General features: G+C 54.7%; 31 protein-coding genes and 1 pseudogene. 15 read left to right on the top strand and 17 right to left on the bottom strand.

The window, feature by feature from the left end; all coding sequences use genetic code 11:
* Positions 1–34: 34 nt before the first annotated feature.
* The 6 genes from ACR0B3_RS16845 to ACR0B3_RS16820 all read right to left on the bottom strand — a co-directional run bounded on the left by ACR0B3_RS16845 (position 35) and on the right by ACR0B3_RS16820 (position 3,512).
* Complete coding sequence (locus ACR0B3_RS16845) at positions 35–571, bottom strand: AAA family ATPase (RefSeq protein ID WP_480685670.1); 537 nt, start codon at positions 569–571, stop codon at positions 35–37.
* A gap of 31 nt (positions 572–602) precedes the next feature.
* A complete protein-coding gene (locus tag ACR0B3_RS16840) occupies positions 603–983 on the bottom strand; it encodes a GFA family protein (RefSeq protein ID WP_480810086.1) in 381 nt (126 codons plus the stop codon).
* Complete coding sequence (locus ACR0B3_RS16835) at positions 976–1,545, bottom strand: DUF2087 domain-containing protein (RefSeq protein ID WP_480810085.1); 570 nt, start codon at positions 1,543–1,545, stop codon at positions 976–978. Before ACR0B3_RS16835 ends, ACR0B3_RS16840 begins: the two co-directional genes overlap by 8 nt.
* Entirely contained in the window at positions 1,538–1,777 is a 240-nt protein-coding gene (locus ACR0B3_RS16830; RefSeq protein WP_480810084.1) for a hypothetical protein, read from the bottom strand. Before ACR0B3_RS16830 ends, ACR0B3_RS16835 begins: the two co-directional genes overlap by 8 nt.
* Entirely contained in the window at positions 1,774–2,190 is a 417-nt protein-coding gene (locus ACR0B3_RS16825; protein ID WP_480810083.1) for a VOC family protein, read from the bottom strand. Before ACR0B3_RS16825 ends, ACR0B3_RS16830 begins: the two co-directional genes overlap by 4 nt.
* A gap of 71 nt (positions 2,191–2,261) precedes the next feature.
* On the bottom strand, positions 2,262–3,512 hold the full coding sequence (locus tag ACR0B3_RS16820; RefSeq protein ID WP_480810082.1) for an MFS transporter: 1,251 nt from the start codon (positions 3,510–3,512) through the stop codon (positions 2,262–2,264).
* Between the two features lie 119 nt (positions 3,513–3,631).
* On the opposite strand from ACR0B3_RS16820, the gene ACR0B3_RS16815 reads away from it, so the two are divergent.
* Positions 3,632–4,396, top strand: a complete 765-nt coding sequence (locus ACR0B3_RS16815; RefSeq protein ID WP_480810081.1) for a helix-turn-helix domain-containing protein — start codon at positions 3,632–3,634, stop codon at positions 4,394–4,396.
* A 411-nt stretch (positions 4,397–4,807) separates the two neighbouring features.
* Here ACR0B3_RS16815 and ACR0B3_RS16810 read toward each other — a convergent pair whose 3' ends face one another.
* Together ACR0B3_RS16810 and ACR0B3_RS16805 are read right to left on the bottom strand one after the other, a co-directional pair.
* A complete protein-coding gene (locus ACR0B3_RS16810; protein WP_480810080.1) occupies positions 4,808–5,398 on the bottom strand; it encodes an isochorismatase family protein in 591 nt (196 codons plus the stop codon).
* Between the two features lie 18 nt (positions 5,399–5,416).
* On the bottom strand, positions 5,417–6,145 hold the full coding sequence (locus ACR0B3_RS16805; protein ID WP_480810079.1) for a pirin family protein: 729 nt from the start codon (positions 6,143–6,145) through the stop codon (positions 5,417–5,419).
* Positions 6,146–6,235: 90 nt separating this feature from the next.
* Here ACR0B3_RS16805 and ACR0B3_RS16800 point away from each other — a divergent pair, with 90 nt between their 5' ends.
* Positions 6,236–7,138 carry a LysR family transcriptional regulator gene (locus ACR0B3_RS16800; RefSeq protein ID WP_480810078.1) on the top strand — a complete coding sequence of 301 codons (903 nt, stop codon included), beginning with the start codon at positions 6,236–6,238 and terminating at the stop codon, positions 7,136–7,138.
* 225 nt (positions 7,139–7,363) lie between these two features.
* Here the strand turns inward: ACR0B3_RS16800 and ACR0B3_RS16795 are convergent, their stop codons facing one another.
* Together ACR0B3_RS16795 and ACR0B3_RS16790 are read right to left on the bottom strand one after the other, a co-directional pair.
* Positions 7,364–8,071: an alpha/beta fold hydrolase gene (locus ACR0B3_RS16795; protein WP_480810077.1), complete on the bottom strand. Its 708-nt coding sequence runs from the start codon at positions 8,069–8,071 to the stop codon at positions 7,364–7,366.
* 249 nt (positions 8,072–8,320) lie between these two features.
* Positions 8,321–9,235 (bottom strand): LysR family transcriptional regulator, encoded by a 915-nt coding sequence (locus tag ACR0B3_RS16790; protein WP_480810076.1) that lies wholly within the window; start codon positions 9,233–9,235, stop codon positions 8,321–8,323.
* A 189-nt stretch (positions 9,236–9,424) separates the two neighbouring features.
* On the opposite strand from ACR0B3_RS16790, the gene ACR0B3_RS16785 reads away from it, so the two are divergent.
* The 6 genes from ACR0B3_RS16785 (at position 9,425) to ACR0B3_RS16760 (ending at position 12,894) form a co-directional block, all read left to right on the top strand.
* On the top strand, positions 9,425–10,045 hold the full coding sequence (locus tag ACR0B3_RS16785) for a class I SAM-dependent DNA methyltransferase (protein ID WP_480810075.1): 621 nt from the start codon (positions 9,425–9,427) through the stop codon (positions 10,043–10,045).
* A gap of 34 nt (positions 10,046–10,079) precedes the next feature.
* On the top strand, positions 10,080–10,736 hold the full coding sequence (locus ACR0B3_RS16780) for a DUF2306 domain-containing protein (RefSeq protein ID WP_480810074.1): 657 nt from the start codon (positions 10,080–10,082) through the stop codon (positions 10,734–10,736).
* A gap of 62 nt (positions 10,737–10,798) precedes the next feature.
* Positions 10,799–11,218 (top strand): DUF6326 family protein, encoded by a 420-nt coding sequence (locus ACR0B3_RS16775; RefSeq protein WP_085824872.1) that lies wholly within the window; start codon positions 10,799–10,801, stop codon positions 11,216–11,218.
* A gap of 49 nt (positions 11,219–11,267) precedes the next feature.
* Positions 11,268–11,924 (top strand): methyltransferase domain-containing protein, encoded by a 657-nt coding sequence (locus ACR0B3_RS16770; protein WP_480810073.1) that lies wholly within the window; start codon positions 11,268–11,270, stop codon positions 11,922–11,924.
* A gap of 48 nt (positions 11,925–11,972) precedes the next feature.
* The gene (locus tag ACR0B3_RS16765; protein WP_170621331.1) at positions 11,973–12,344 is read left to right on the top strand and encodes a VOC family protein; all 372 of its coding nucleotides are present in this window, start codon (positions 11,973–11,975) and stop codon (positions 12,342–12,344) included.
* A gap of 76 nt (positions 12,345–12,420) precedes the next feature.
* Positions 12,421–12,894 carry a GNAT family N-acetyltransferase gene (locus ACR0B3_RS16760; RefSeq protein ID WP_480810072.1) on the top strand — a complete coding sequence of 158 codons (474 nt, stop codon included), beginning with the start codon at positions 12,421–12,423 and terminating at the stop codon, positions 12,892–12,894.
* 472 nt (positions 12,895–13,366) lie between these two features.
* Here the strand turns inward: ACR0B3_RS16760 and ACR0B3_RS16755 are convergent, their stop codons facing one another.
* Positions 13,367–13,600 carry a hypothetical protein gene (locus ACR0B3_RS16755; protein WP_170336649.1) on the bottom strand — a complete coding sequence of 78 codons (234 nt, stop codon included), beginning with the start codon at positions 13,598–13,600 and terminating at the stop codon, positions 13,367–13,369.
* A 135-nt stretch (positions 13,601–13,735) separates the two neighbouring features.
* Here ACR0B3_RS16755 and ACR0B3_RS16750 point away from each other — a divergent pair, with 135 nt between their 5' ends.
* The 7 genes from ACR0B3_RS16750 (at position 13,736) to ACR0B3_RS16720 (ending at position 19,806) form a co-directional block, all read left to right on the top strand.
* Positions 13,736–14,488, top strand: coding sequence for a Crp/Fnr family transcriptional regulator (locus ACR0B3_RS16750; RefSeq protein ID WP_170511144.1), 753 nt, complete (start codon positions 13,736–13,738; stop codon positions 14,486–14,488).
* Between the two features lie 445 nt (positions 14,489–14,933).
* Complete coding sequence (locus ACR0B3_RS16745; protein ID WP_170687397.1) at positions 14,934–15,242, top strand: hypothetical protein; 309 nt, start codon at positions 14,934–14,936, stop codon at positions 15,240–15,242.
* 3 nt (positions 15,243–15,245) lie between these two features.
* Positions 15,246–15,599: a hypothetical protein gene (locus ACR0B3_RS16740; RefSeq protein WP_170329075.1), complete on the top strand. Its 354-nt coding sequence runs from the start codon at positions 15,246–15,248 to the stop codon at positions 15,597–15,599.
* On the top strand, positions 15,589–16,443 hold the full coding sequence (locus tag ACR0B3_RS16735) for a hypothetical protein (protein ID WP_170511148.1): 855 nt from the start codon (positions 15,589–15,591) through the stop codon (positions 16,441–16,443). The genes ACR0B3_RS16740 and ACR0B3_RS16735 overlap by 11 nt, the downstream gene beginning before the upstream one ends.
* A gap of 93 nt (positions 16,444–16,536) precedes the next feature.
* Positions 16,537–17,736 (top strand): N-acetyltransferase DgcN family protein, encoded by a 1,200-nt coding sequence (locus ACR0B3_RS16730; protein ID WP_480810071.1) that lies wholly within the window; start codon positions 16,537–16,539, stop codon positions 17,734–17,736.
* The gene (locus ACR0B3_RS16725) at positions 17,733–18,854 is read left to right on the top strand and encodes an alanine/ornithine racemase family PLP-dependent enzyme (protein ID WP_480810070.1); all 1,122 of its coding nucleotides are present in this window, start codon (positions 17,733–17,735) and stop codon (positions 18,852–18,854) included. Before ACR0B3_RS16730 ends, ACR0B3_RS16725 begins: the two co-directional genes overlap by 4 nt.
* Positions 18,855–19,233: 379 nt before the next feature.
* On the top strand, positions 19,234–19,806 hold the full coding sequence (locus tag ACR0B3_RS16720; RefSeq protein WP_170511153.1) for a hypothetical protein: 573 nt from the start codon (positions 19,234–19,236) through the stop codon (positions 19,804–19,806).
* A 327-nt stretch (positions 19,807–20,133) separates the two neighbouring features.
* Here ACR0B3_RS16720 and ACR0B3_RS16715 read toward each other — a convergent pair.
* The 6 genes and pseudogenes from ACR0B3_RS16715 to repA all read right to left on the bottom strand — a co-directional run.
* Positions 20,134–20,280 (bottom strand): annotated as a pseudogene (locus ACR0B3_RS16715) (IS481 family transposase); the annotation flags it as partial.
* 350 nt (positions 20,281–20,630) lie between these two features.
* Positions 20,631–21,173 (bottom strand): RES family NAD+ phosphorylase, encoded by a 543-nt coding sequence (locus ACR0B3_RS16710; protein WP_480810069.1) that lies wholly within the window; start codon positions 21,171–21,173, stop codon positions 20,631–20,633.
* Entirely contained in the window at positions 21,170–21,520 is a 351-nt protein-coding gene (locus tag ACR0B3_RS16705; RefSeq protein ID WP_170638481.1) for a hypothetical protein, read from the bottom strand. Before ACR0B3_RS16705 ends, ACR0B3_RS16710 begins: the two co-directional genes overlap by 4 nt.
* A gap of 321 nt (positions 21,521–21,841) precedes the next feature.
* Positions 21,842–22,924: a helix-turn-helix domain-containing protein gene (locus ACR0B3_RS16700; RefSeq protein ID WP_480810068.1), complete on the bottom strand. Its 1,083-nt coding sequence runs from the start codon at positions 22,922–22,924 to the stop codon at positions 21,842–21,844.
* Between the two features lie 194 nt (positions 22,925–23,118).
* The gene (gene repB / locus ACR0B3_RS16695) at positions 23,119–24,132 is read right to left on the bottom strand and encodes a plasmid partitioning protein RepB (protein WP_480810067.1); all 1,014 of its coding nucleotides are present in this window, start codon (positions 24,130–24,132) and stop codon (positions 23,119–23,121) included.
* On the bottom strand, positions 24,132–25,316 hold the full coding sequence (gene repA / locus ACR0B3_RS16690; protein WP_480810066.1) for a plasmid partitioning protein RepA: 1,185 nt from the start codon (positions 25,314–25,316) through the stop codon (positions 24,132–24,134). Before repA ends, repB begins: the two co-directional genes overlap by 1 nt.
* Positions 25,317–25,531 lie beyond the last annotated feature (215 nt).

The following is a 25,531-nucleotide window of genomic DNA, read 5'->3' as shown; positions in this document are numbered from 1 at the left end:
CGAGAGCTTGTTGGGTTAGAAGCGGAACACTGGTTTAAGCTGCGCCGCATATGCTCAGAACGAATTCAACGCGTTGTTGCACTGATACCCTTGGCAGCTCCGTTCTCAAGTAGCCAAGGGTATCTAGTGCGCACAAAATACGGTGATACTCCTGAACTGCTGCGCAGAAGTCGTGTCTGCGCTCACCATCCTGCGTGAAAAGCTCTTTCCATGGCGGAGCCACAAAAACTTGCTTCGCATATTGCCGCGTTTTTCCGAGTGTTTCTGATAGGTCCTGTCCGCCGGAACTCGCTAAAGCAACAGCTGCATCGACCAACCCGCGATCAAAAAAGACAGAACCTTCTAACTCACGCGCTGCGTGCAAGTCGCTCCTTGCAACCTCAATGGCACGCAATGCGAATGCGTGCATGTTGACCCACGGCAAAGCGTGACCCGATCGGGCCAATTCATCCGCAACAATCCGTCGACCGGGCTCTTTCACCGTGGCGTGTCCGCGCTCGCCGAGGGCCTGAAGTAACGTTGACTTCCCGCCACCAGAACAGCCTGTCAGCAAAATCAACTTTTGTCTCATCTCTGTTTCCGAAAACCAATTCTGCTTCGCGCTAACGTTCGTTTTGAGGGAGCCCGTCTGCGATCTCGTAATAGTCCCCTTTCTCGGACACGAAGATATGCATCGCGAGGGACGTTTGCGTTGGACCATCGAATACGCCCATGGCGACAGCCGTCCAGTCATGGTGGATCGGATCCCAGAACAGTGTTGATCCACAGGTGCCGCAAAAGCCCCGTCGCACCTTTTCAGAAGACTGGTACCAGCGCACTACATCCTCGCCTTCGATCCGAAGTGCTGTACGGGGAATATCTATGGAGGCCTCAAAATGACCGGAATGCTTGCGACATTGCTGGCAGTGGCACGCGGTGGGGCGTGGCAGGTCACTTTCGACGACGATCTTTACGGCGCCACAAAGGCAAGATCCTCTATGCATGGCCGACCTCCTCTGCTTTTGGCATACGGTTTCGGCGCCGCATGTTCAGTGCTTGAATGAGAGCTTTCGCCTCGACTGGCGGCTCCTGTTCGACGCGTCGGTAGTCGGTACCATCGTTTTGACGCGTCAGAAGCCCGGCAGAAATCATTGTGCGCCGCAGGGTTGCTGGATCTTCGAACGCGTGTTCGAGAATCAGACGCTCGTTGACTTCCTGCTCCATCATCGACTGTGCCGGCGGAAGTCTTGCCCAGAGCGCCCAAAGAGCAAGCGTTTGCACGTTGCGTCTGGACGGCCAGCGAAGGAGACGACCATTGGCATCGAATTGATACAAGGCGCGCTCTACGGTTCTCGCATCAACAGTTTGCCCGTTGGTTGCGCGTGCAAGCCTTTGACCAGCGGCATGGACCGAGCGCATGTGTTGGACGTTTTGAAAACCTGCGGCACGCGCAGCCATATTCATGAGCACGAGGTGCGGCGGGCTTGCGTCACCGAGTTGCTTGGCGAGGGATCGCACAAACACGGTCAAGTCGTCCGCGTGTAACGGCAGAGAGATTTTAGGCATGGGGCTTCCACATCAAGCGCCATTGCTGGATCGTCGGTCGCTGGCTTAACGAAGCGGCGCTCTCAACTGTGTTAGTGAATGCTTTGCCGTTCGATCTGTTTGGCAGGTTTAGCTCTCCCGGAGGAGCAGCGACGCCTCGGTTTCTGCCGACCGTGCAATGTAGATAGCAAACGATGCGACCGAGGCCAAGGCCATCGTTGTTTTGCTCGCCCAACCAGACAGTTTCCGTCATCCGTCTCTTCCTGGTTCGCTCTGATCGCTGGAGAATAATGCGATCTTGTTGCCTTGAGGATCGCGCAGGTAGCCGACAAAAAAGTTCGGTCCGTAGGCCTCTCTGAAGCCCGGCGCTCCATCGTCTCTTCCACCCGCCTCAAGTGCAGCGGCATGAAGATCACGAACCTGTTGTTGGCTGCGTGCCTCGAACGCGACCATCGTGCCATTTCCCGTTGATGCGGGCTGCCGGTCGAAAGGAGATTTGACATAGAACTCAGGGAGGTTTGGCGCCTGCCCCGGCTTTGTAGGAAGCGCATAGCTCAGGTCACCGTGATAGTGTTCCAGCTGATATCCGAGATCTGGCAGAAACGCGGAGTAGAAGCGTTCCGCGCGCTTCATGTCATCGGCACCGAGTGTGATGTAGGCAATCATAGTTAAGCATCCTTGTGATTTGTTCCCATTCGTCGCTTGGCGCGTTTAGTCGCGGCGGTTCGCGCATTAGACTATAGAAACCAGTATCGCCGTGCATGTTCGGCCTTAGCCTCTTCGATAGTCATGCGATTTCTACCAAGCGGATCAATTGATGGAAGATCATTGGGTCGTGCTGAAGCGGGCAGAGTGCCGATGGCAAGAACGGCCGCACCGCCGGCAAGCGCCGCAGAAAGGCCAAACATGGCACCCCAGGATATGCCAGCGACGATCCCGGCCAAAACCGCTCCAAACGCGCCTACCCCGTCCAGCAAAGTGAACGCGAAACCCAGCGTCGTACTTTCGTTGCGATCCGAGTGATCAACTGTAGCTGCCAGCATTGTCGCTCGAACTGCGTCCAGCGAAGCGACCCCAAAGGCCATCAGGGCTATCATGATCCAGAACGGAGGCTCGAACACCAGTACACCGATAGCCAAGGCAGCAAAGCCGTTTCCAGTTGCGAGGATCGAGAAGCGGTTGAGCTTGTCAGAAATTGATCCGACCAACGGTTGGGCGAGCGCCCCGGACACAAGCATAGCTGCGAAGATGCCCCCTATCATACTGGGTGCAAGTGCGTGAACCGTCGCCAAGTAGAGTGGGATCATGCTTAGCAGAGCGATCAATGCCATATTGTAGAGCGAGACCATGGCAACGAGGCGGATCCCCTTTCGACTGCGCCACGTCTTCAGAAGCAGTAAGAGCTCCTTGCGATTGATACGCAAAGTTTCGGAGGCAGGAACCGCCCGTGCGACCCACAAAAAGCACACGCCAACCAAAGCGGTTGGAAGCACGGAAAGCGCCAAAGCAACGGGCCAATCGAGGGCCGACAGAAGCAACCCGATCGACAGTGGCGCGAAGACCTCCGCAAAGGATCCTCCAACGGCATGCACTCCCAAGGCGCGGGCGCGTGTCGCCTTGTTGGTGCTCGTCAATATTCCAGTTGCGATCGGATGCCAGGCCGCGTTGCCCATACCAGCGAGCGCCAGAAGGATAGCAAGGCTCCAAAATCCTGGCGCCGCTGCTGCGAGAACATATCCCACGACGACCCAGAGAAAGGTGCCGACAAGAAGACGACCGCGGTTCGAAACCCAATCTGCGATGAGGCCTGCTGGCAGGTAGGCCAAAGCGCCGCCAATGCTGAACAGCGTAAACAGTAGACCGACCTCAGCGGGGGAAAAGCCCATGTGTAGACCAGCAGCCGGCACGATCAACCATAGCGCTGCAATTGGCCAGTCGATGGCGAAGTGTCCCGCGGCGAACCAGGCCATTAGGGATCGTTCTGTCATGGTGGCTAACCCATCGAGTGCAAAACATCGGGCACGGTGCCCGACTGATTGGCGATTGATAGCGAAGGATGGTATGTCTATCTGTCGACAGGGAGACGACTGTTATCGAGGATTCGTCAATGAAGTACAGCACGCCGACTACATCTGATCGACCCCGCTATCTCGGGGAAACGATTGAGCCAGCGTCAGGCGAAAGCTACGACTGGCATTCCCACGATTTTGGTCAACTGATCTCGGCAGCCTCGGGGTCGATGTATGTCGGAACCCCGGACCGGGTCCTGCTGCTCAGTCCGGCCATGGCAATCTGGATTCCTCCAGATAAAGAACACTGGATGCGCTATGGGGCGAACAACGTCATGCACTATGTCGATGTCAATCGCGAAGAGGCAGAGTGGCTTGGACCTGATTGCCGGGTCGTTGCCATAACACCGCTTCTGGACGCATTGTTTGTTGCGGTGATGCCTGAAGCAACAGGCACGCGAACAGTCAAGCACAACACAGCGCTGCATGCGTTGCTTCGACAGGAGATTCTCGCCGCAAAGGACGTGCCGCTTACTCTTGCATTGCCAAAAGATACGCGGATTCTCGACGTCGCGCGTGGTGCGCTCGACGACCCTGGTAGCGTTCGCTCGGTCGAAGCCTGGTTGTCGGATGTACCAGCGAGCAGAAAGACCATCGAACGACTGTTCATCGCCGAAACAGGCATGCCGCCTTCGAAATGGTTGCGCCATGCACGGGTCTTGCATGCCGTATCGCTGCTCGCGGCGGGTAAGAGCGTAACCTCGGTTGCCTTCGACATGGGATACGAATCTATGAGCGCGTTCAGCTACATGTTTCGACAAACTCTGGGCGTCAGTCCGAGAGAGTTTTTAAGGAACCGGTAGGTTGTACCAAAAGGGTCAGATGCTTGCTACGGCCCAGAGCCGACATCCAACCCGTTGTTTCGATGCTGCGGTCGCAGCCCGCATTGCAGACCTTCGCCGCGAGCGCAAAATCCAGTTCAAACCGAACTCACACACACGGACAAAGCAGCCGTCGAAGGTCGGACAATTAAGGATTGTTCGCAGCCCGAAGCGGACATTCTCAATTAGACTTTGCAGTTTCCTAGAGCGCAACGAAAAGGTCAATTGCTGCTTCTTTCTGAGCGGTGGTCAAACGCCCATAACTGCCATTCGTTTCATGGGTTTAGCTCCCTTTGCATACATGATGTACCAGGCGGAAAACTTCGAAACTACCAGACGGCCGCCCTGTGATAGGGCGGCCGCTCCCGTATCGTTTGTGACGGATCGGAGAGTCTATCCGCGGCTCAGGATTTCCTCTCCGAGGATTTGCATGATCTTTTGACCGGTCTCGCTGGCCCAATTGACCGCAAGTTCTGCCAGCAGCGCGCTGGTTGTGGTGAGCTCGACACCACCGCGCTCCATCTTCCGGAACGCCATCTCATCCGTCAGCGCGGTGGGGGAGCCAGAAGCATCGACTACAGCAGTCACGGCAAAGCCTTCGTCAACGGCGCTGATTGCAGGAGGGGCAAGGCATACGTCGGTGGTGATGCCCGCCATGATGAAATGCTTGCGCCCGGTGTTGCGGCAGGCATCTGCAAAGGCACCGTCATCCCAGCAGTTTACTACGCCGGGACGCTTAATCCGCGCGGCGAATGCATCTGATGCGATCTCTTCCAGCGCGGGCATCAGCGGCCCCTGCATGTTGTCTTCCATACTGGAAGTCAGCACCAGCGGCATGCCAAGCGCGGTCGCCGCCCGCGCGAGGGCGCGGGTGTTAGCTTCGATCAGATCGCGGTCAACGGATTTTGCCCAATTCATTGTGCCGACCTGATGGTCGATCAGAACGATGGCTGCGTTGTCGGGGGTCACTTTCGTGGAGGTCATGTTGATGTCCTTTTCTGGTTAAGAATAATGGGAAGAGGGCAATTCGAAGATCAGGATTTCGGCTCCGGCTGTGACGTCAATCTCCAGGTCCCGGGCACGGAGCACTCCCAGCCCATCTCCTTTGCCAAGGGCAAGGCCAGCAGCAGTTGACTCGCCTTCGATCATAAAGATGTAGAGGCTGCGATCAGGGCCGGACGGGCTGAAATATTGCACGCCGCGACGGTCGAATTTGCCGTAATTCAGGCGCACTTCTTGCTGCACAACAAGTGAGCCTTCGGCACCGTCGGGTGAGAGCACCAGTAGAAACCGGTTGGTGTGGTCCGCAATCTCCAGTTCCTTGCTGGAATAGGCCGGCACCAACCCTTTGGCTCGTGGCTCGAACCAGATTTGCAGTGCCCGCATCGGCATCGTCCGTGAGTTGTTCACTTCGTTGTGGAGGATACCGGTGCCTGCGGAGATCACCTGAAGGCCCTTCGCCTTCACGGTGCCGTTGTGAGCAGGCACCACCGGATCGATATGCGATACTTCTCCGCTCACCATGAAGGTAACGACCTCGACATCCTGGTGCGGATGCAGGCCAAATCCCTTGGCGCCGGGGGACAGCGTGCTGTCATCGATTGTGATCAGCGGGCCGAACCTGCGCCGCCCCACTTCCAGATGCGGCTTGAACGACAAATGCGCCTGCATAAAGCCGAAGTCCTTGAACTCTCGTGTCGCGGCGGGGTGGTAGACCATCTCTGTCTGCATTTCTCATATCCTGGCCTGTTCGCTGGGACAGAATTTAGGGATTCCATTCGTTCTGGAAAATGATCCCTTTGTTAACTACTGTTCGTAATTATGAACGATAGATTCTATTCCTGCGCCAAGGCCCTGGTGGCTACTGTTCGTGCTGGCTCGATGAGTGCAGCAGCGGCGGAGCTGAACACCACGAAATCATCGATCAGTCAGAAGCTTGCGCTTTTTGAAGCTGAATTGGGGCTGGTATTGTTGGACCGGTCAGGTCGGGCAGTGGCCCCGACCACAGCAGGGCGCAGAATATTCGAGATCTGCGCGGGGCCTGTTGACGCAGCGCTTGAGGCAGAGGCAGAGCTTGGCTTTGCCAGAAGCGGGAAGATTGCTGGTCGAGTGTCGGTCTCGGGGCCCAACAGCCTGCTTGGCACCGTATTTGTCCCGCTCCTGGCCGGGCTTCAATCCCGCTATCCAAATGTCGAACTGGAGCTTCATTCCGACGATTCCAGGTCGGATTTTGCGGCAGAAGACATCGATCTGGCATTCAGGACCGGCCCCGCCGATAAAGGACGGTTCATCCCGGCAGCCTTACCGCCTGCGCAGCGGGCACCTTACGCCAGCCCGCCGCTATTGAAGCGGATGAAAACCGTCAACCAGCCTGCTGATTTACTCTCGGTGTCATGCGTTTTGCGCACACAAGAATCAGGCAAATGGCTATTCAAGAACGAAGCAGGTCAAAGTGAGGCCGTTGCGCCGCCCGTCGGCTTGCGAGTCAATACGATGGAGCTCGCAATTACAGCAGTTTTAACGGGGCATGCAGTTGCCATGCTGCCCACATTGCTGGCGCAACAGGATGAACGCGCTGGCAACCTCGTGCGCCTTCTTCCTGAATGGTCTACCGAACCAGTTCCCCTGAGTTTACTTTGCCGCCCTGAACGCTTGGCCGCTCCGCAGGTCGCTGCGGTTCGGCAATACGTTATGGAGGCACTAAAATCCGCACAGCTGTTGTAGCCAGTCAATTTCGACTGAGCTGTATGACGGTATGTGGAATCCACTTAGCTCAAATCAACAAGCCGCTAAAAATTTAATAGTGCGAGACCTCCTGGTTGACGTATTGATGTGCAACATCTTCCCCGAAGCGGTGGTTGAAGTAGGACAATCGGGATGGAAGCAATAACTATTCCCATGCGGGCGATTTCGCTGTCTGCCCTCTCGTGCAGGAATCGGCGGCCACGTTCAAATTTCGGACATTAGAATTCGGGCCAAGTCTTCAGGCCTATCGATCATCACGTAGTGCCCGAATGGCACCGAAATCGCCGTCCACCCCGACTGATGCTGATATCGCTCGAAAAACGGTTGGCCAAGCCCTGGGACCCAGCCGGTGGCATAGATGTAGGTCCGCTTTACCACCTCGGCTCCGCCGCTCACCAGTTGAATCGGTTGCTCAAATGTCTTGATTGGTTGGGCGACATTTCGGCGGTCCACCCACGCACAGTCTGCTCCATTCACCGAAAAAGCCTCCGCGGGGCCCGGCGCGACTTTGCCATCGACGGCACTATCACGAAGCCCTGCCGCGATTTCCGCAGGCAAAACATCCAAGGCCGCCTGCCCATCGCCTGGCACGAGCGCATCGAGGTACACAAGTGAGCGAATGTGGTCGGGCGCCCTATCCGCCACTCCGGTGACAACCATGCCGCCATAGCTGTGACCGCACAAAACAATGTCGGAGAGTTCTTCGCACCTGATTACCCCCAGGACATCCTCGATATGCATGGCCAGATCGGTTTCGTCACTCACGAGGTGAGCACGTTCACCCAACCCTGTCAGTGTAGGGGTAAAAACGTCGTGGCCTTCCCTGCGCAGAAGCGCGGCTACGCGAGCCCAGCACCATCCCCCTTGCCACGCTCCATGGACCAATACAAATGTCGCAATAACCCGCCCCACTCCGTCGATACTGTAATGACATTAGATTCTACAGGGCCGCCTCGTCCACAGCATCGTGTGGACGTTCAGCGTCAATCCCTTGCACATAGTCGCTACCGCTCTAGACGCGCCGCAGAGTGCGTCTGACATCTACGGTCCATTTCTTTTCAGAATGCGCGAGCATCTGCAAAAGTACACTTCTGAAATGAGCCCATGGTCACTATTCTCTGCGATCCGTTCGATTGACTGATTGCAGCCCATTTACACCTGTCAATCGCCGCCACTTCGGCGCTTCGCAACGTCTGACAGTCCCCGGGCCAGCAGGTCGAATACGATCCGGATACGGCGGCTGGTCTGTAACTCCCGATGGGTGACCAGCCAGATTGGAAACTCAAGCGAAGGGAAATCCGGCAAGACCTTCTCTATGCCAGGTTCAGCCTCGCCCAACGTTTCGGGCTGCATAGAGACGCCGTAGCCCGCTTTCACCAATTCCCATGCGACGACACCACTCTCGCTCGACATCGCGAAGCTCTCTGCACGAACGGGCACGCCCATGTTGTGCAGTGGGGCCATTAGCCGCTCGGGGTCGGCATTGCCGACGAAATCGAGTGCGGCCACATCGCGCGGTGTCCGTGGGCGGCTTGCACGATCGAGATAGTCGGTCGCGGCATAGAGAGTGGCGCGAAAGTCGCCCAAGTGCCGTGCGATCAGGTCCGGCTGATCTGGGCGGACGTGGCGTATCGCGATGTCCGCCTCGCGCTGCGTCAAATTCTGCATTTCACTCGACGCAAGAATGCGGACGCGGATGCCCGGCGCCATCTGTCTCAACGGCTTGAGCACGCCCGGCAGGATCGCTGCTGACAAGAGGTCCGTTCCCGTGACCGTGACCTCTCCGGTGACATCCTGAGATTTACCGTCGGCCACCATCGAGATGAGCGTCGCAGCCTCGCCCATCGTGCGCATGTGATCAATCAGGTCGCGCCCTGCTTCCGTCAAGGTAAGACCACGGACGCTGCGTTCTACCAACGTGACGCCAAGTGCCTCCTCCAACGCACCGATCTGCCGTCCTATCGTCGGCTGCGTTGTCTTCAGCACGCGCGCCGCGCCGCTGAACGAGCCTTCCTCCGCTGTCGCGAGGAAGGCGCGTACCTGGTTCCAATCGAAGGAAACGGCCTGCCAGTTCATTCATGAGCGTATAGCAGGTGGACGAATTTAAGCAATCGACCTTTTATGAGCGCATGGATGATACCGGCTGCGAAACGAGATCGGCCCGGTCTCTGCAATCGAAAGCGACACAATGCATTCCGCAGTTTCTTACGACTGGCGCATCCGCACCGCTTCAAACCTGAAGTGCAACACGCAAAGGAAACCGACATGACTGCCCAAGCCTTCTGGGACCGGCATGCGCCCAAGTACGCCAAGAAGCCTATTGCCGATGTCACCGCCTACGAAGAAAAGCTGGAATGCGTCACTGCGCTTCTTCGATCGACTGATCGCGTTCTTGAAATCGGCTGCGGGACAGGCGGTACGGCGAGTAAGATCGCGCCTGTAGTCGCTCATGTGACCGCAACCGACCTCTCTGCCGAGATGATCCGGATCGCCCGGTCACGATCAGGAGGAGATGCTGCGGGAAACCCAGAATTTCTTCAGGCGGAGGCGGCGCAAAACATTCCTGGCCCACCATTCGAGGTCATTTGCGCGTTCAGCCTGCTTCACCTGGTGGACGACATACCCACCGTACTGGATGCAGCATTCCACCAAATGAAACCCGGCGGTCACTTCATATCAAAGACGGTTTGTCTGAAGGACGCGCCGCGCTGGATGCGAGCCATGGTTCGCGTGCTCATGGCCGCGCGGATCGCGCCTAATGTGATCATCTTGAGTCGCGCTGAATTGACCCGACACCTGATCCGCGCCGGGTTCGAAATCGAGCAGACGCGGTACTTCGGAAAGAACCGACTGAGCCCCTTTATCGCCGCGCGCAAGCCCGCCTGAGGCAGACCGACGCCTAATTCTGAGAGACCGAAGCATGCACTTTATCAGCCGTCGCGAATGGGCGTTCCTTGCCCTCGTGTTCCTCTACTCTTTCATTCCGGCAGTCGTAGGGCTGGTCCGGCTTCTGGAACTTCTCGGCGCCCCGGCGATCATCCCGCCGAACCCGCGTGCGGTGATCGATCCCCTCCCAATCACATTGCATATCCTCGGCAGTTCAGTTTTCTGCCTTGTGGGGGCTGTGCAATTCCTGCCGAGCCTGAGGCGCTACCGCCCGGCCCTGCACAGGACCCTCGGGCGGATTGTGGCGGCAGCGGGATGCATCAGCGCACTAACCGGGCTCTGGATGACCGTGTCCTACGCATTTCCCGACGCCCTGCAGGGACCAGTACTTTACGGGGCAAGGGTCACGCTCGGCCTCGCGATGGTCACCCTCATCGCATGGGCCATCGTCGCGATCCGGTCGCGAAACGTCGCCGCGCACCGCGCCGCGATGCTGCGCGCCTATGCCATCGGCCAAGGGGCCTCAACGCAAACCGCGCTCTTTCTGGTCGCAATGGCCCTCTTTGACACCGAACTGCAGGGGTTTTCGCGAGACCTCCTGATGGTTGGGGCGTGGGCCATCAACCTTGCGATTGCGGAACTCCTTATCCGCCGCGCCTTTGCGGCGCGCACATCCGGTGCCGTGATCTGAACCCGACCGTGCTCCCGGCCTGACACCGGCAAACTCCAGAAACACAGAAAGAAGGCACCAAAATGAGACGGCTCGATCCCCATATTCTTCTGTCGGCCCTGTGGCTGTTCATACTGCTCAACATCATCTTTCGCGACATTCACCAGTTTGTTCTCGCGTCCCATATCGAGATGCTGCTGACAGGCCATTATAACGGCATCGAGATCACCGAAGGGCTGATGCTTCTCGGCGGTTTCCTCGTCCAAGTGCCGATTGCGATGGTGCTCTTTTCGCTCCTGCTAACCCGCAGGATCGGTCGCCCTGTCACCTTCCTTGCAGTGATCGTCACGACGGGCACGCTCCTTTCCTCGGCCCCCACCGACATGGATGACACCTTCCACCTCGCTATCGAGATCGTGGCTCTAATGGCAATTCTCTGGACTGCATGGACGTGGCCCGAGCACGAACACACCGCGCCGCAATCCGACGCAAGTTCTTCGTAAAAAACGTGCGCGCACCGCGGACACTATGAAGAGTAATAGGACTAAAGAGATGTTGGCAGAAACGCCTTTAGACGATGCGGTCGATCTTTATGACAAACTCGCACCTCGCTATGATAAACTTCATCATCGCTGGCTGCGTCATGCAGGCGGCGAGGCGCAGGCCGCCCTGGAAGGCCTGGTGCGTGCACTTGCGTCGCCGAATTCGAGTTTTTTGGATGCTGGCTGCGGCACCGGCAATCTGGCACGTGCATTGATTGCCGAGGGTATGCCCCCGAATTTGATGACCCTTCTCGACCCGTCCGCGGCGATGCTTGCACGCTGCGCCGACATTCCCGTGCCAAAGATACAAGGACGGTTGGAGTCCCTGCCGTTTGAAGATGGCACGTTCGATCTTGTGACGTGTGCTTGGGCTTTGGAAACCGTCCCCGATCCCTATCTGGCTTTGACTGAGCTTTGCAGGGTTGTTCGAGCCGGCGGCGCGCTTTGTCTCGCGTTTTGCGCGGATGAGCCTGCCCGTGGTCCTGTCGGCAGCCTTATGCGCCAGGCGCTTTTGTTTCGCGGGACCGGCCGATTTATGTCCCGCTCCCGATTGATGCAGGCAATCGAGCGTTTCGAAAATTTTGAAGTGCGGGCAATTCCGAGCCATGGTCCGGCCTCGACCTTACTTGCAAGGCGGTCTGGCGCAGCAACCCAGGTGTCTTTGTAGCCGGGCTTAAAGTTGAAAATGACGCCCACAGAATTACGGAGATCAAGCATGATCGGATATGTTACCCTCGGAACCAACAACTTCGAGGCCGCGCTGAAATTCTACGACACCTTGTTTTCGAGCGTGGGCGCAAACCGCCTTTGGAAACACGGCGATATGGCCGCATGGGGCCGCTCAAGGGCCGAGCCTGCGTTATGCCTTGCTTGTCCATTCAATGGGGCACCGGCAAGCGTTGGAAACGGGGTGATGGTCGCTTTGAAAATGACCAACAGAAAAGCCGTCGATACGCTTCACGCCAAGTGCCTCGAACTTGGTGGAACAGATGAGGGACCCCCCGGCACACGCGGAGATCACGGTTTCTACGGAGGGTATTTCCGGGATCTGGATGGCAACAAACTGAATGCGTATGTCCCAGCATGACAGCAGGCAAAGAGTTGGCTGTTGAAATATCGCGTCCAGCGGACAATGAGCGACGAGCACATCGAAAGACGCCGCAATGAGATCTGAAATAAAATTCGTCCGATTGTCGGAAATCGACCCAGCCGAAATCTTAGCGCACATGTCCGACCCTCGTGTCGCCGAGCATATGCCGCTTCTGAGATTTACTTGGAATGCCGAGACAGTGGCGCGGTTTGTCGCCAAAAAGGAAGAGTGTTGGCACCGTGACGGACTTGGACATTGGGCATTCTTGTCCGATGACCGATATGTCGGCTGGGGTGGATTTCAAAAAGAAGGAGCCGAGTGGGATTTCGGACTGGCCTTGCGGCCCGACACGTTTGGCCTCGGGCCGCGCATCTCGCGAAAGGCGATCGACTTTGCAATTTCTGATGAACGCATCCCGTATGTGACCTTCCTTTTACCACCGTCACGCACGAACCTGCGGGCACTCGACAGACTTGGTGCTTGGCGGGTTGGCGAAGTCGACTATGACGGGGCGACCTTCCTCAAATTTCAACTTGCGACAGAGTGACAGCATTGTCCGATTTCTGGTACATCGCCAGCTCCAGAGTGTGTTGTAACTCGCGGCCCAAAGGAGACATCCAGTGCACCCCTCGGATGCTGCGGCTGCTGACCGCGTTCCTGCCGTTCGCTGCGCAAGCGAAATATGGGCTTTGGTGAACTCACGGTAAGCTGACTTTGCCGTCTTTCGATCTGGAGCCTTCGCTAAAGCAGCACTTGCTCGCGGTCGCGGCATACTTATTGTTGCGTCGCGGCAAGTGTCACCAATCAGGTCATTCGCAGCCGTTGTATTTGCGTTAACGGGAACCGTACCTTCGCCGCGGCTCGGTCGGACGAGCAAGACGCGGGATATGGCAAGTATTGAAACATTGGTTTTTGCTTCGTGTTTGAACTGATTAGAAACGAGACGCCAATTTTGTGTCTTCTTGCTGTTAAGCTTTTTTGCCGAGCATAATCTTGTTTTTCCGATACGGGACTTTACGCTACTGCCGAACCCGATAGCCGGAAGCAATGATCCGGTTAATGAGAAAGGCGACGGCCTGGTGCATATCCTTTTCATCGTTATTGCCGACCGCTGTTTCGTGGGCAGCAGCTGCGTCACGCAGAACTCCCACAATTTCATGTTCGGGCAGGAGCTCACGATCTTTGATTGCAAGCAAAAGCGCTTCACAAATTGAGAGTGCGGCCATTCCAGAGTGGTCTTGCCGGTCAGCCATGGTAGACGTCCTTTTTTAACAGGCGTCCAAGCAAGGAAGCGCCACAATGAATTGCATCATACTGGCATAGATTGCTGTATACTTAACTGATCGAAAGCAGTCTTGGCGTCGGATAGTTTCGCGGGCTGCTCATCGATGAAGGAAGAACACTTGCGCACTATCAAAAACAGTCCACTCACCCGAAAGCTTTCAAACTTCGTCGCTCTGACTGAGGTTGAACTTGCGGCATTGGCACGCCTGCACAAGCGTCGCAGAACCTTTGAAGCCGGACGTGACCTTGTGCATCAAGGGCAATCAGAGCAGGCTGCCTACATTCTGGCCTCGGGCTGGGTTTGTTCCTACAAAACCCAGACTGACGGGTCGCGTCAGATCGTCGATTTCCAAATACCGGGTGACTTTCTGGGCTTGCGAAGCGTTCTGCTGCACACCTCGGATCACAGCATAGAACCAATCATGGAAATCCAAGCCATTGAAGTAGTAGTGGATGATCTCCTGGACGCATTTGCGCAAACGCCCCGGCTGGCGACAGCAATTTTTTGGGCGGTCTCTCGAGATGAAGCGATGGTGGTTGAGCACCTGGTCAACATAGGACGGCGAGATGCGGGTGAGCGCATGGCGCATTTTCTATTGGAACTTGGTGTGAGGCTGACTCAGGTCGGGATGGCAAGCAAGACGGGATACGCCTGCCCACTGACACAATACCACCTTGCCGATGCACTGGGACTGAGTGCCGTACATGTTAATCGTGTCCTACGGCAACTGCGGGAGAAGGAGCTGGTTACTTTTCAATCCGGGCAAGTGGTATTTGATGATTATGAAGGACTGGTGACGTTGGCCGGTTTTGACCCCACTTATCTGGATCAGGCCGGGCCACTGTTGAAGCAATAGGTTCACCCCTACAGCGATGCCGGGATTTTGATGATCGTTGCCTGTTAGAGACGGAATTCGCTTCGGCAGATTTGGGATTTCACTGAAAAAGAAGCGCAAGATAAATATAGTCCGATTGCGGTACTGGATTTCCTGCGCTTCTCAATTACTCGTTAAGAACACGCCAGCAAATATCCCGCCAACACACATCATGTTGCCGGAATCCAAACATCGTTGCACTGACGCAGGTTAGTCAATTTTTGGCAGTACCTGATCCTCGGGCACCAAATGCATTTGAGATTTCAATAAAATCTCAGGTCATTGGCCGCAGACTAACATCGATCAGCGCGCGTCTGCCATTTGCACATTATTCTAAATTACAACGCCGGTACTACCGCAGCGCTTACGAGCGTGTACCGCGGCAGACTGCGCGGGGAAGATCCAACAAACTATATGGAGGACCAAGGTGAGCACGAGATCGTCCAGTTCTTTGGTGACGTTTTCAAATCCGTTCTCTTTGTCCGGCTACCCGGATGAACTTCCTGCAGGCGAGTATGAAGTAGTTGTTGTTGAAGAACTACTACAGGGCCTGAGTTTCGAAGCATATCGCAGAACCGGAACCTACCTGACAGTTCAGGGCAAAGGCAGCAAGCCAGGCCGCACGGAAATGCGCCCAATTGACCCAAAAGATTTTGAACTGGCGCTTAAGCACGACCAGACCTTGGCCACATCTAACAATGACAGCGATGCGGCGCTTTCCCCGCAGGAGGAATAGATTATGAACACGCCCGAATGGCTTAAACCCGGAATCTACGGTGCTCTGATCGGCGGGGTTTTCGTAGGCGTCGTTGGATTTTCATGGGGTGGATGGATGACCGGCGGTAGCGCGGACAAGATGGCCAACGCCATGTCCCGCGACAATGTAATCGCTGCGTTGGTTCCGGTCTGCGTCGACATGGCGAGAACTGACGCCCAACGCGCCGAAAAAATAACGACGATCAAAGAGGCTTCTTCTTTCAAGCAGAAGGATGCCGTCATGGCGGCTGGCTGGGCAACGGTGCCGGGATCCCAAACTCCTAACAAAGACCTGGCGCAGGCCTGTATCGAGGGGCTGAACCTGGATGGATCGTAACTCAATCACTCAACATTCGGACAACGCCGTTTGCATCAGGGCAAATCGAAAAAATCAGTACCGGTTTTGCGCTCACTTAATGGCTGCGTTGTTTGTTGTCGTCTTCAGCAGTTTGGCGGGCTCCTTTATCTCATCAAATCCCGCATCGGCCGAAACAAACTCGATCCCGGATAACGCGCATCCCAAAAAGTATGGCGACGGTTGGGAATGCGATTTGTCCTATCGGTTGAAAGGCGAAGAATGCGTGGCCATTGTCGTGCCGGGAAATGCCTACCCCACAAACAGAACCTATGGCTCAGGGTGGGCATGTATGCATGGCTTTGTTGAAGTTGGCGGCGCCTCATGCACTGAAGTGATTGTGCCTGAGGGTGGATATCTCGATCCATCAGGTGAGAGGTGGCGATGCCTGCGGGGGTACATAAGAGTAGACGATAGCTGCCAGAAAATTGTCGTGCCGGATAATGCTTACCTGACGAATAGCACTTATGGATCTGCATGGCGTTGCAACCGTGGCTACGAAAAAAACGGAGAAGCATGCGTGGCAGTAGCGGTGCCGGAAAACGCTTTTCTGAACGCATCAACCAGCGGGCGTCCCTGGACGTGCGAGCGTGGGTATTTTGAGCGCGACGGAAGGTGCGATACCGTTTTTGTGCCTGAAAATGCTTTCTACGATGACGCGATCCATGGAGTTGGATGGAAATGCGAACGTGGCTACGAGGCGTCCGGTGATCGCTGCAATGCAATCGAGCTACCGGCAAATGCCCATATCGACCGATCCGGCAATGGGTGGCAATGCCACAAAAACTATCATCGATCAGAAGGGCTGTGTGTTCTGAACGAATGAGGTTTCAGTCAGAGAGCCCACTTTTCCAAACTTCACATTTTGTGCCCGTTCTTACCAAGGACGGCGTGTTTCACACTCCAAAAAGGAACAGATATGAAACCCGTACCCATTGCGTCGGATGCCAAGCAGTTCAGTGCCAGCGATGCGCAAAAGCTACCACCTGCACAAGCAGTTTTTCCAGAGCTTCACCGCAAGACACTTGTGACAGATACACCGACTGCAATCGTGTATTGCGAAGGAAGCTTCGCAAAGATCGATGGCAAGACGGCTAATGGTCTCGTTCGACATTCACAGGCCTATCGCGTTCTTTCGGTGATCGACAGCACGTATGGCGGTTGTGACAGTGGCAAAGTGCTTGATAATGTCGCAAATCAGGTTCCCATCTTCGATGATCTTGATGCCGCCGTCGCTAATGAAGCTACGATCCCCGACACGTTTATTTACGCAATGGCGCCGGCCAGCGGCAGAATGTCCCTTGAGGATCGCGAAGTTGTTGTGGATGCGATAACGCTCGGAATGAACATCGTCAGTGGGTTGCATGAATTTCTTAGCGATGACAAGGAGCTCGCCGGATTTGCCAAAATTCACGATGTCACGATACGCGACATTCGCAAGCCGCGGCCTATTCGCGACCTGCGCCTGTTAGATGGCAGTGTTGGTGACGTCCAAGCGATCCGCATCGCGGTGTTCGGCACCGATTGTGCAATTGGAAAGCGTACAACCGCGACAATCCTGACAAATGCCCTTAACGCGCATGGGATCAAAACAGTTTTGGTCGGTACCGGCCAGACAGGATTGATGCAGGACGGCAAGTATGGTGTCGCGATGGATTCGGTGCCGCCGCAATTTTGCTGTGGCGAGCTTGAGCGCGCTGTTGTTGCAGCATCTGAAGATGAACACCCGGGTGTCATAGTGATCGAGGGCCAGGGCGCGCTAAGCCATCCGGCCTTTTGCACATCAGCCTTCATTCTGCGAGGCAGTCAGCCACATGCAGTTATTCTTCAACACGCGCCTAAACGAAAACGTCGATGTGATTTCCCCAACATGACTATGCCCGACCCTTGCGATGAAATCACCCTGATCGAGGCTTTTGCGAACACAGAGGTAATTGGCATGACGATCAACCATGAAGGAATGAATGATGTTGAGATTTCAAAGGCCATCACAGACTATAACCGCAAATTGTATCTCCCGGTCACTGACGCATTGAACCGTCCTCCAAAAAACTTGGTGAATATGGTTCTATCTGCGTTTCCGCGCTTGCAACCCGTACGTGCTACGACGATTGAATGAGCAAGCTGCGTATCGACATTGATCTGGACAAAATTCGCTACAACACACGGTTCCTGGTCGACCACCTCAGACCCCGCGGAATTACGGTGACAGGTGTGACAAAAGCCGTTTGCGGTCATCCTGAGATTGCGAATGCTATGCTTGAAGGTGGCGCGACAGGGCTGGCGGACGCGCGGATCAGCAATATCATGCGTATGCGCGATGCTGGGATCTCGTGCTCCATCTCCTTGATCCGAACGCCTATGCTGAGCCAGGTCGCGCAAGTCCTTGAAAACTGCGATGTCAGCTTCAACACTGAGATGGACATTATCGCCAGCCTGGCCATCGAGGCGCTGGGAAAGAGCATGACTCACAATATTATCTTGATGGTGGAAATGGGGGATATGCGGGAAGGCATCTTGCCTGAACACCTTGAAAGCACTGTGTCTCAAATTCTTAGAATGGAAGGGATTTCTCTGAAGGGGATTGGCGCAAATTTTGCCTGTCTGGGTCATGTGGCACCCTCTGCAGGAGCAATGGAATTGCTTTCGTCGCTTGCCGCCGACACCGAACTTGCAAGTGGACCCGCTCTGGAAACAGTGTCAGGCGGCGGCTCTGCCAGTTTGCCATGGGCGCTTGGCAAGGAGGCGACCGGAAAGATCAACAACCTGCGTCTGGGTGAGGCAATCCTGCTGGGTACTGACCCCATTTCGGGGTACACGATCGATGGGCTATACACAGATGTTTTCACGCTTTGGGCGGAAGTGATCGAAACGAAGACCAAAGCAAATTCAAATCCCGTGCAAATGACTTATCCTATGCCTTCAATGCGGTGTGTGACTTTAGACAGTCCTTCGAATACTCGGTCGATCCTTGCCATTGGACTCCAGGACACCGATGCGGCGGGTCTAATTTTCCCTACTGGCGTCACGTTCGTCGGAGCCACCAGTGATCATATCGTTGTTGAAACCACCAATTGCCTGCTTCGCGCTGGTGGCGAGATGAAACTGAAATTGAACTATAGCGCGCTCTCGCGCGGCATGGCTGCACCCGATGTAGCAAAAGTTTTCCATGGTGATGGCGCATTGGTTGACTGCACCGCAGCGAACACTGATCGCCCATATTCGAAGCGAAAGTAGCGCGCCAGGGTTGCCGCCGCCTCGGCTCTGCTTCAGCCACCCGTCTTATTCTACGGCTTTACGTAGTAAATGAGGCACCCAATCCCTATATTGGATGTAGCCGCATTCACTTTTCACACCCCATCTGGGCTCGTGGGTGGTGCGGACAATCAAAGGATCAAAATGATGTCTTTCAAAGACCTGACGACCAGAGCGGCTGCCGCACTGAAGGAAAACGATGCGGACGCGTCAAAAAAAGAAGTGACGTCGAAAGGGCAGGACACCGTCCCCGAAAAACCAAAGCCTAAACCCCAAAACTGATAATACCCTGCCGGGAGTGGGTGGCTTGTTCTTGTCTGCATCTCCGAGCGAGCGGTATCAGCAAAGGAGAATTAACCAAATGAACCAGATAATCAGCAAGACAATCGCAGTCTTTTCCAGGCCGTTTACTTTCCCTGGCTTTGACGAATTACTCCCGGCGGGCGAATACGACATAGAAACTGAGCTTTCCGCACCACCAGATTATTCGGATCCAGAAGCCTGGAAAGCATCAGTGCTAATCTGTCTGCATCCACGGAAATCTCACCCCGGTCTGGCGCGTACCTTGACCGTTTCTCTTACTGATTTGGAGAGAGCCCGCGCAAAGGATAAACTGTCTTCAAAGCAGTTGTCGCAGTTCTTGCTCGACCAACTTTTGGCCGATCCCATGGTGCAATTGATTATGGAAGCGGATGGCGTTTCAGAGACTCAACTTCGGCACCTCTACTCGGACTCGCTCATCTCTGAGGCAGGCGACATATCATCAGATCAACGAGCCCTACCGCGAGGATGCGGAAACGGTTCTCGGTATACTTTCGCTGTCCAAGCTGCTGAGAACGAAGGAATGCCGGTTCGTCCTAATAAAACCCCTCGGATTGCAGGCCGTCCCATCGGACAGTCTGAACCAGGCAGCGCCTTCAATCTCAAGGCTTAGGGCTCGGAACTTTCTTTTCCAGTCGCTGTATAAACCAAAACAGAAATCGAGGCTAAAAACTGATGGAAGACTCCGACAACGAAGCAGATACGATCATGGCTCGCGCCCACAATGACGTGCCGCAAGAACGCCCGTGTCTTCGTTGCAGAACTCCATTCTGGAGCGAAGGGTTCGGAGAGCGGATTTGTCGACGCTGCAAGGGGTTGAACGCATGGCGAAATGGCGTATCGGAAAGCCCTGGGTTTGCTCGGCGTCGCTGATGTACTGACATGTAGTGGTTCCGATGTGATCTGACAGTTGGCCGTTTTTCCTGTGGTGTATGCCAGATTAAGTTTGGTTCCGGATCTTTTGCTTCCTGATCTCTTTGCTCTCGATCATGGTCTGGAAGGGTATTCTTCTGCAACACATTTTGCCCTGATGAGTGTGCTCTTGGTTGTAGTGGTGCAGCCATTCTTCCAGATCGGCTTGCAGCGAAATCTGCGCCGCGAGCGCACGCAAAACGATTATGCTATGTCCGAGTTGGACTCGGAGTTGCCATGCGGTCGTGCGGCGAGATGCTCGGTTTCAGGCCATTCTGAACGTCCGCTCTCACTGTCCTGGCACCATCTCATCGCACTGGCGGCGAATGGCCGGATCCCGCCCATTCTGTTGAAAAACAGCGTGTTACGGACGCAGAAAGTGATCTGATGAATGCAGCGCGTGTACCTTTCAGATCTTCCAGTGCGATCTGCGCCAGTTTTTCAGCGCCAAGCTCTTTATAGTTTGTTGATAGAAATGGCGGGTATTCGGGCAATAGTGAAGCTCTTGAAATCAGGGACTCAGATTTATTGCCAGGATACATCACTGTTCGGTAAATCATCCCGGTGCAGAACCATCACCGCATTTGGTCTACTGGACGGCAAATGGTCAACCGCGTCCCAATCCCAAAGAACCAGATTGATGTCATCAGGAGTGGCCCCCGATGCGAAACTGTTCACTAGGACACCGGCGTAGCCTTCGCCTTTCAGACTTTCCGCAACATCATGAGTTGAAGGGATCAGTCCCTTGTGCATCTCGGATTCCCAGTTGTCATTGGCGATGTCTTCCCAAGTGATGCCCAATGCCAGTCTGGTATCCCGGCTGGTCAGATCAACGATATGATGGCAATCAACCGCCAGAAAATAGAAGGTATAGGGTTCTTGATTCAGGCTGAAACGCACCTCACGCGCGGCCGATTCATGAGAAAGCGACGTATAGAGCGCGGGCTCCCCGATCGGGTTGAACCGCCCACCCCGTCGCGCAGCCCCCTCCCCCGATGTTGGCAGATACGACCAACGCGGTTTGGCGGCACGGATGACGGTACGCTGCACCCTGATGGCATGCTTCAAGCGTAACCGCCTTCTAGACGCCGCAGAATATGGGACTTCAACGCTGCGTTTTCTCCATCCTTTACGATTTCCTCGGGCGTGCGTCCGCCAAATCCCACAATGGGTTCAGACCGATACCAGGCATAGGCCATGAGCGAGCTTCCAACAGCCGGTGCAACGGCATTCAGAATCTCGACAAGATGACGCAAGGATGTCTGGACTGATACGGAAGCCACACGCTGCCGCCGAGACAAGGATTCCGGGGCAATGCCCAAAGTCTCACCAATCTCGCGCTTGGTGGTTTTCAGATGCCGAGCCAGACGATCCGGTGAGATCATCCGGTTTTCTACAAGATCACGTAATTCCATATCGATCACTCCTGTTGCCACAATATATGGACCAATTTCTTGACAATCAAGGCGATCCAATCCTTTGCGCCATGATAGGTGTAGAAAACTTAGGCTACCTACCGGCTAAATCCTCCGAAGAGGCGGCGTTCAAGATACAACTCCCCTGCCCTCGTATTCCCAATCATTCCTCGGAGATAAGCCAATGCCGAGGCTTCCGGTGTCGCCTTCGAGCAACTGGCCACATTCCGATGCACCGCGTCTTAATTGCCATCGTAAATGCGGTTGCGCAGCTCTTCGCAAATCCGAAGCAGATGATGGAAAAGTGTCCTGTACAGCACGCTAAGTATTCTTGAGATTTTCCAACCCACCCTGCCTAGTTATCTGAGGTGTTAACAGTGCGGTTGGCTCCATGTCTCCCCGATCAATCTTGCCCATGATCGATGTCAGGTAGGATCTATGGCTTTGAATCTTCTCAACACGTTGCAAGATATAACCTAAGGCCATGAAGCGTATCGCTGGGCCATGTGATAATTTCATTGCATACCAAGCCTCTCCAAGCAGCATGTGGTCAGCCAACTGGTCCATCAGTTGATCACAATGCGCTTGGTCTCGGGCAAACCTCAATTCTGAACACAGCCGGGGGAATGCGTGTTCCATTTGATCCTGGGTCACCCTAATTTGAGAATGATCTTCTTTTTTACTATTATGAGTCAGCGAATGTTCTTTGTGCCCCTCAATTTCGCCGTCGCCATCCCTCAAATTGATGGCCTCGCAGGGGTGTGAGGGGTGGTTGTCCACAGAAACGCTCTCATTGATCTCGTCCAGCAGCTCCACAAGAACGTCATATTGTGGCCTACGGCGCAGGATCAGCCGCGCCCGAACGAGTAGATCCTGAACACCATCCGAGATAGCATCCTGCAGTCGGGCCAGCGCCAGAGTGCACTCATCCCGCAGCATCCGAAGGGCCTCTTGTGTGCGTCGATACTCACTGGCAAGGGCTGTGAACTCTGTATGACGGGTTGCCAGTGGTAGTAGTGACAAGCCGCTGACCAGTGCCACCTTCCCTGCCTCATCTCGTCTGCACCATCTCTTGCCGTTTGCGGCGGTAACGCGTTGAATGATGCCCAACTTGATCAGCTTCGAGATGTGTCGCTCCACGGTCTGAATGCTCACGTGGGCACGTCCAGCTATTGTAGCGTTGCTGGCATAGACGATGTGATGGTCATCGGCTAATTCGCTGACACGATCAGCTGACATAAATGATAGCATTGCTCGCACAATTGAGATGCTCGTCGCCTTCAACCCAAGCGGTTCACGGGCTTCTTCGATAGCACGGAGCTGCATCCATTTGGGCGCACTACTCCCCTGCCCGGTCAATGACCTGGCTGCTCCTATTGGAGCGCAATTTGTTACTGTCCTCATGGTTTTTTGTCAGCAGACACAGAAATATCGCCCACCCAAGGGTGTTTTTTCTTGTGTGGTGATTCGAGAGGAGCTAAATTCAATTTGCTAGACAAGATTTGGTCCTCGGGAGCATCACCGCTTTCGGGGGCTATTTCTTTCTACCTTTCTCCTTTGCTCGCTTGCCTTTGATTTAGTTCACAGCTGTGAACTTCTTACTTCCGGCCGCTCACTGCCTCAAAGCGGTCTCGGAATTCCTTCATTAGAGTTTCAATGTGCTCATCCAGCCAATCAGAGAAGCCGGGAGCTGCACTGTCATTAATACTGATGTTTAGCCCGGAGGCCCCTTGTTTAACAGTTGCTAGGCCTTCTCCAACGATTCTGGGGTTCGGTCTAGGTGTTTCGGATTTCCTCTTTATCTCATCAAGCAGTGCCAAGAGTCGTTCATCTGAAGAAGAGCTGGAAGGAAGCTTCTCCAGTTTCAGGAGTGCGTTGCGAGGTGTGATCACCTTTTGATCCAAAGCGTCTACCAAGATCATCCACTTGGTGCGACCAAAGCCCGGTGCAGCTCCAATGGCATCACCCAGTTCGCGCGGTATTGATTTCGTAATGCGCTCCAGGTTGGATAACCCTGACTTTGTCAGAGACATTATTGTTATGACCTCTGACCTGTTCTTACCTGATGCAATGATGTCTGTAGCAAAGCGTGCGCGCTCATAGAATGTGAGGTCCTTTCTGGACGCATTTTCGAGAGCTTTGGCGATCAGAGCCTTGTCATCATCGAGGTCGACAACGTTAGCTTTAATCTTAATGTTTTCATCCGGGTAGTTTTCTTTCAGATAGCGACAGGCAGCCAGTCGGCGGCGACCATAAATGATTTGATAACGCCCGGTTCGACCAGGCTCATGCCGCACCTGAATTGGCACCTGCTGACCATTCTCTCGAATACTGTCCGCCAGTTGTTCAAGTGAATGGTTGGGGATGTCCGTGTCTTCGTCAGCTCCGGAATTCACAGCTGTGAACTTCTCGAGCCGATCCTCCACGCCCCAATCATCAACAAGATCGGGATCGATCTCATCAATAGCGTTATATGTGTCCTCGATGAATTGAAGACCTGGAGTGATTGGTCGGGCAGGGGAGGGGGCCGTGTCCTTGACCTCCGTAGTTGCTTGCTCCGCGATCTCCATCATGCTGGAATGACGCTTTCTTGCTCTGCGTTCTTTTGCCATCAGATGCGCCCCCATGCTTCAAGAACCATGTTTTCTACTTCCTTACCGACGGCATCCATTGATGCCTTGGCTCGGTCGTAAGTTGCCCGTGTCAGGTCAGACCTATTCAGCTCATAGATTGATTGCTGAAGCATGGCGGCATCACTGATGGCGGTGCTTTTTAGGCTGGTCGCAGTCATTACCCGCTCTTGGAAGAGGGCTCGCATGAACGCGACAATTGTCTGAGATGGTGTATCGACCGGCTCGTCCCGTGTAACCAAGAGGCGGTAGTTATCATAAACAAGTTTTGCTCCGCTTCTCTCAATTACTTCCATGTACGACGAAGTCATTTTGAGAAACTGCGCCGTGGATGCGACATCGAGCATCGAAGGAGTTAGTGGTACAATCACCGACGTCGCGGCCGCCATACCACCCATTGTGATAAAGCCAAGGCTGGGGGGGCTATCGATCAGAACCACATCGTAATCGGCCTCCACCGACATGATGGCGTCGTGAAGGCGCGCGAAGAAGGGGTGTTGCTTGCTGTTTAGCTTTGCCGACTCTGCCTCAAACTCAGACAACATCAGCCCGCCTGGCGCGATCGAAAGGCCAGGAAAGTACGTTTCTCGGATGACTTCCTTCATCGAAATCGGATCATGGTAAGTGATCGCATCGTAGACAGTATCAATACTCTCATCCAGCTCGGTTTGAAGGCCGCACATTGCCGAAAGCGAAGCTTGAGGGTCAAGGTCAACACAAAGCACCCTGAAGCCTTGTAGTGCGAGGTAATGCGCAAGGTGGATACATGTCGTGGATTTGCTGGAGCCGCCCTTGAAATTCATCACCTGAATTCGTTGTAGTGGCTCACCCTCGCGCCGAGTGGGGAGATATCGCCCTGGAGTTTTACTGCGGGCGTCCAGAAGCTGCCGCAATTCCCAAACTTCCTGACCTGTATAATACCTGCGACCGTGCTTGATTTCACTAGCCTCGGGAACGGCGCCCTCAACAGTCGCTTTGCGAAGATACTGATGGCTGATGCCAATCAGGTCACAGACTTCTTGAGCCGGGAAAAGCCGCAGCTGCTTTGTCGAGTCTGGAGCATAGGCAGCAAGTAGGTGTTCTTTGATTGCGAGATTCAGTCGACTACTGATCTCACTACTGATATCAACTGGGGAGGTTGATGCGATAGGTGTGGTTGGGATCATGGTTACATCTGTATGCTCGAATTGGCGATTTACGCTCTACCATCACTGAGACCTGATGAAGTGATTCAAGTCAACCTTTTTTTACATGTAGGGTAGTGGACTTTGAGCCCCACTACATGTTGGTGAAAAAGTTCACAGCTGTGAACTTTTTGCGCTGAGACAAAACGCATGCTTCTTGTATGAGTGCTTCGCATCTCGTGCTCTTGGGAGCCTGT

Source organism: Ruegeria sp. CE9 (genome assembly GCF_056537425.1).
Note: the sequence above shows the minus strand (reverse complement) of the source record. Positions and strands in the feature narration are given on the sequence as shown.

Bases quoted from the DNA above. Each gene is read 5' to 3' on its own strand.
- ACR0B3_RS16735 (WP_170511148.1), top strand. From the start codon at position 15,589: ATGGATCGTAACTCAATCACTCAACATTCGGACAACGCCGTTTGCATC.
- ACR0B3_RS16775 (WP_085824872.1), top strand. From the start codon at position 10,799: ATGAGACGGCTCGATCCCCATATTCTTCTGTCGGCCCTGTGGCTGTTC.
- ACR0B3_RS16845 (WP_480685670.1), bottom strand. From the start codon at position 571: ATGAGACAAAAGTTGATTTTGCTGACAGGCTGTTCTGGTGGCGGGAAG.
- ACR0B3_RS16725 (WP_480810070.1), top strand. From the start codon at position 17,733: ATGAGCAAGCTGCGTATCGACATTGATCTGGACAAAATTCGCTACAAC.
- ACR0B3_RS16830 (WP_480810084.1), bottom strand. From the start codon at position 1,777: ATGACGGAAACTGTCTGGTTGGGCGAGCAAAACAACGATGGCCTTGGC.
- repA (WP_480810066.1), bottom strand. From the start codon at position 25,316: ATGATCCCAACCACACCTATCGCATCAACCTCCCCAGTTGATATCAGT.
- ACR0B3_RS16750 (WP_170511144.1), top strand. From the start codon at position 13,736: ATGAAGGAAGAACACTTGCGCACTATCAAAAACAGTCCACTCACCCGA.
- ACR0B3_RS16805 (WP_480810079.1), bottom strand. From the start codon at position 6,145: ATGCAGACAGAGATGGTCTACCACCCCGCCGCGACACGAGAGTTCAAG.
- ACR0B3_RS16785 (WP_480810075.1), top strand. From the start codon at position 9,425: ATGACTGCCCAAGCCTTCTGGGACCGGCATGCGCCCAAGTACGCCAAG.
- ACR0B3_RS16755 (WP_170336649.1), bottom strand. From the start codon at position 13,600: ATGGCTGACCGGCAAGACCACTCTGGAATGGCCGCACTCTCAATTTGT.
- ACR0B3_RS16765 (WP_170621331.1), top strand. From the start codon at position 11,973: ATGATCGGATATGTTACCCTCGGAACCAACAACTTCGAGGCCGCGCTG.
- ACR0B3_RS16840 (WP_480810086.1), bottom strand. From the start codon at position 983: ATGCATAGAGGATCTTGCCTTTGTGGCGCCGTAAAGATCGTCGTCGAA.
- ACR0B3_RS16760 (WP_480810072.1), top strand. From the start codon at position 12,421: ATGAGATCTGAAATAAAATTCGTCCGATTGTCGGAAATCGACCCAGCC.
- ACR0B3_RS16835 (WP_480810085.1), bottom strand. From the start codon at position 1,545: ATGCCTAAAATCTCTCTGCCGTTACACGCGGACGACTTGACCGTGTTT.
- ACR0B3_RS16705 (WP_170638481.1), bottom strand. From the start codon at position 21,520: ATGGAATTACGTGATCTTGTAGAAAACCGGATGATCTCACCGGATCGT.
- ACR0B3_RS16815 (WP_480810081.1), top strand. From the start codon at position 3,632: ATGAAGTACAGCACGCCGACTACATCTGATCGACCCCGCTATCTCGGG.
- ACR0B3_RS16770 (WP_480810073.1), top strand. From the start codon at position 11,268: ATGTTGGCAGAAACGCCTTTAGACGATGCGGTCGATCTTTATGACAAA.
- ACR0B3_RS16780 (WP_480810074.1), top strand. From the start codon at position 10,080: ATGCACTTTATCAGCCGTCGCGAATGGGCGTTCCTTGCCCTCGTGTTC.
- ACR0B3_RS16825 (WP_480810083.1), bottom strand. From the start codon at position 2,190: ATGATTGCCTACATCACACTCGGTGCCGATGACATGAAGCGCGCGGAA.
- ACR0B3_RS16810 (WP_480810080.1), bottom strand. From the start codon at position 5,398: ATGACCTCCACGAAAGTGACCCCCGACAACGCAGCCATCGTTCTGATC.
- ACR0B3_RS16820 (WP_480810082.1), bottom strand. From the start codon at position 3,512: ATGACAGAACGATCCCTAATGGCCTGGTTCGCCGCGGGACACTTCGCC.
- repB (WP_480810067.1), bottom strand. From the start codon at position 24,132: ATGGCAAAAGAACGCAGAGCAAGAAAGCGTCATTCCAGCATGATGGAG.
- ACR0B3_RS16790 (WP_480810076.1), bottom strand. From the start codon at position 9,235: ATGAACTGGCAGGCCGTTTCCTTCGATTGGAACCAGGTACGCGCCTTC.
- ACR0B3_RS16720 (WP_170511153.1), top strand. From the start codon at position 19,234: ATGAACCAGATAATCAGCAAGACAATCGCAGTCTTTTCCAGGCCGTTT.
- ACR0B3_RS16800 (WP_480810078.1), top strand. From the start codon at position 6,236: ATGAACGATAGATTCTATTCCTGCGCCAAGGCCCTGGTGGCTACTGTT.
- ACR0B3_RS16730 (WP_480810071.1), top strand. From the start codon at position 16,537: ATGAAACCCGTACCCATTGCGTCGGATGCCAAGCAGTTCAGTGCCAGC.
- ACR0B3_RS16700 (WP_480810068.1), bottom strand. From the start codon at position 22,924: ATGAGGACAGTAACAAATTGCGCTCCAATAGGAGCAGCCAGGTCATTG.
- ACR0B3_RS16740 (WP_170329075.1), top strand. From the start codon at position 15,246: ATGAACACGCCCGAATGGCTTAAACCCGGAATCTACGGTGCTCTGATC.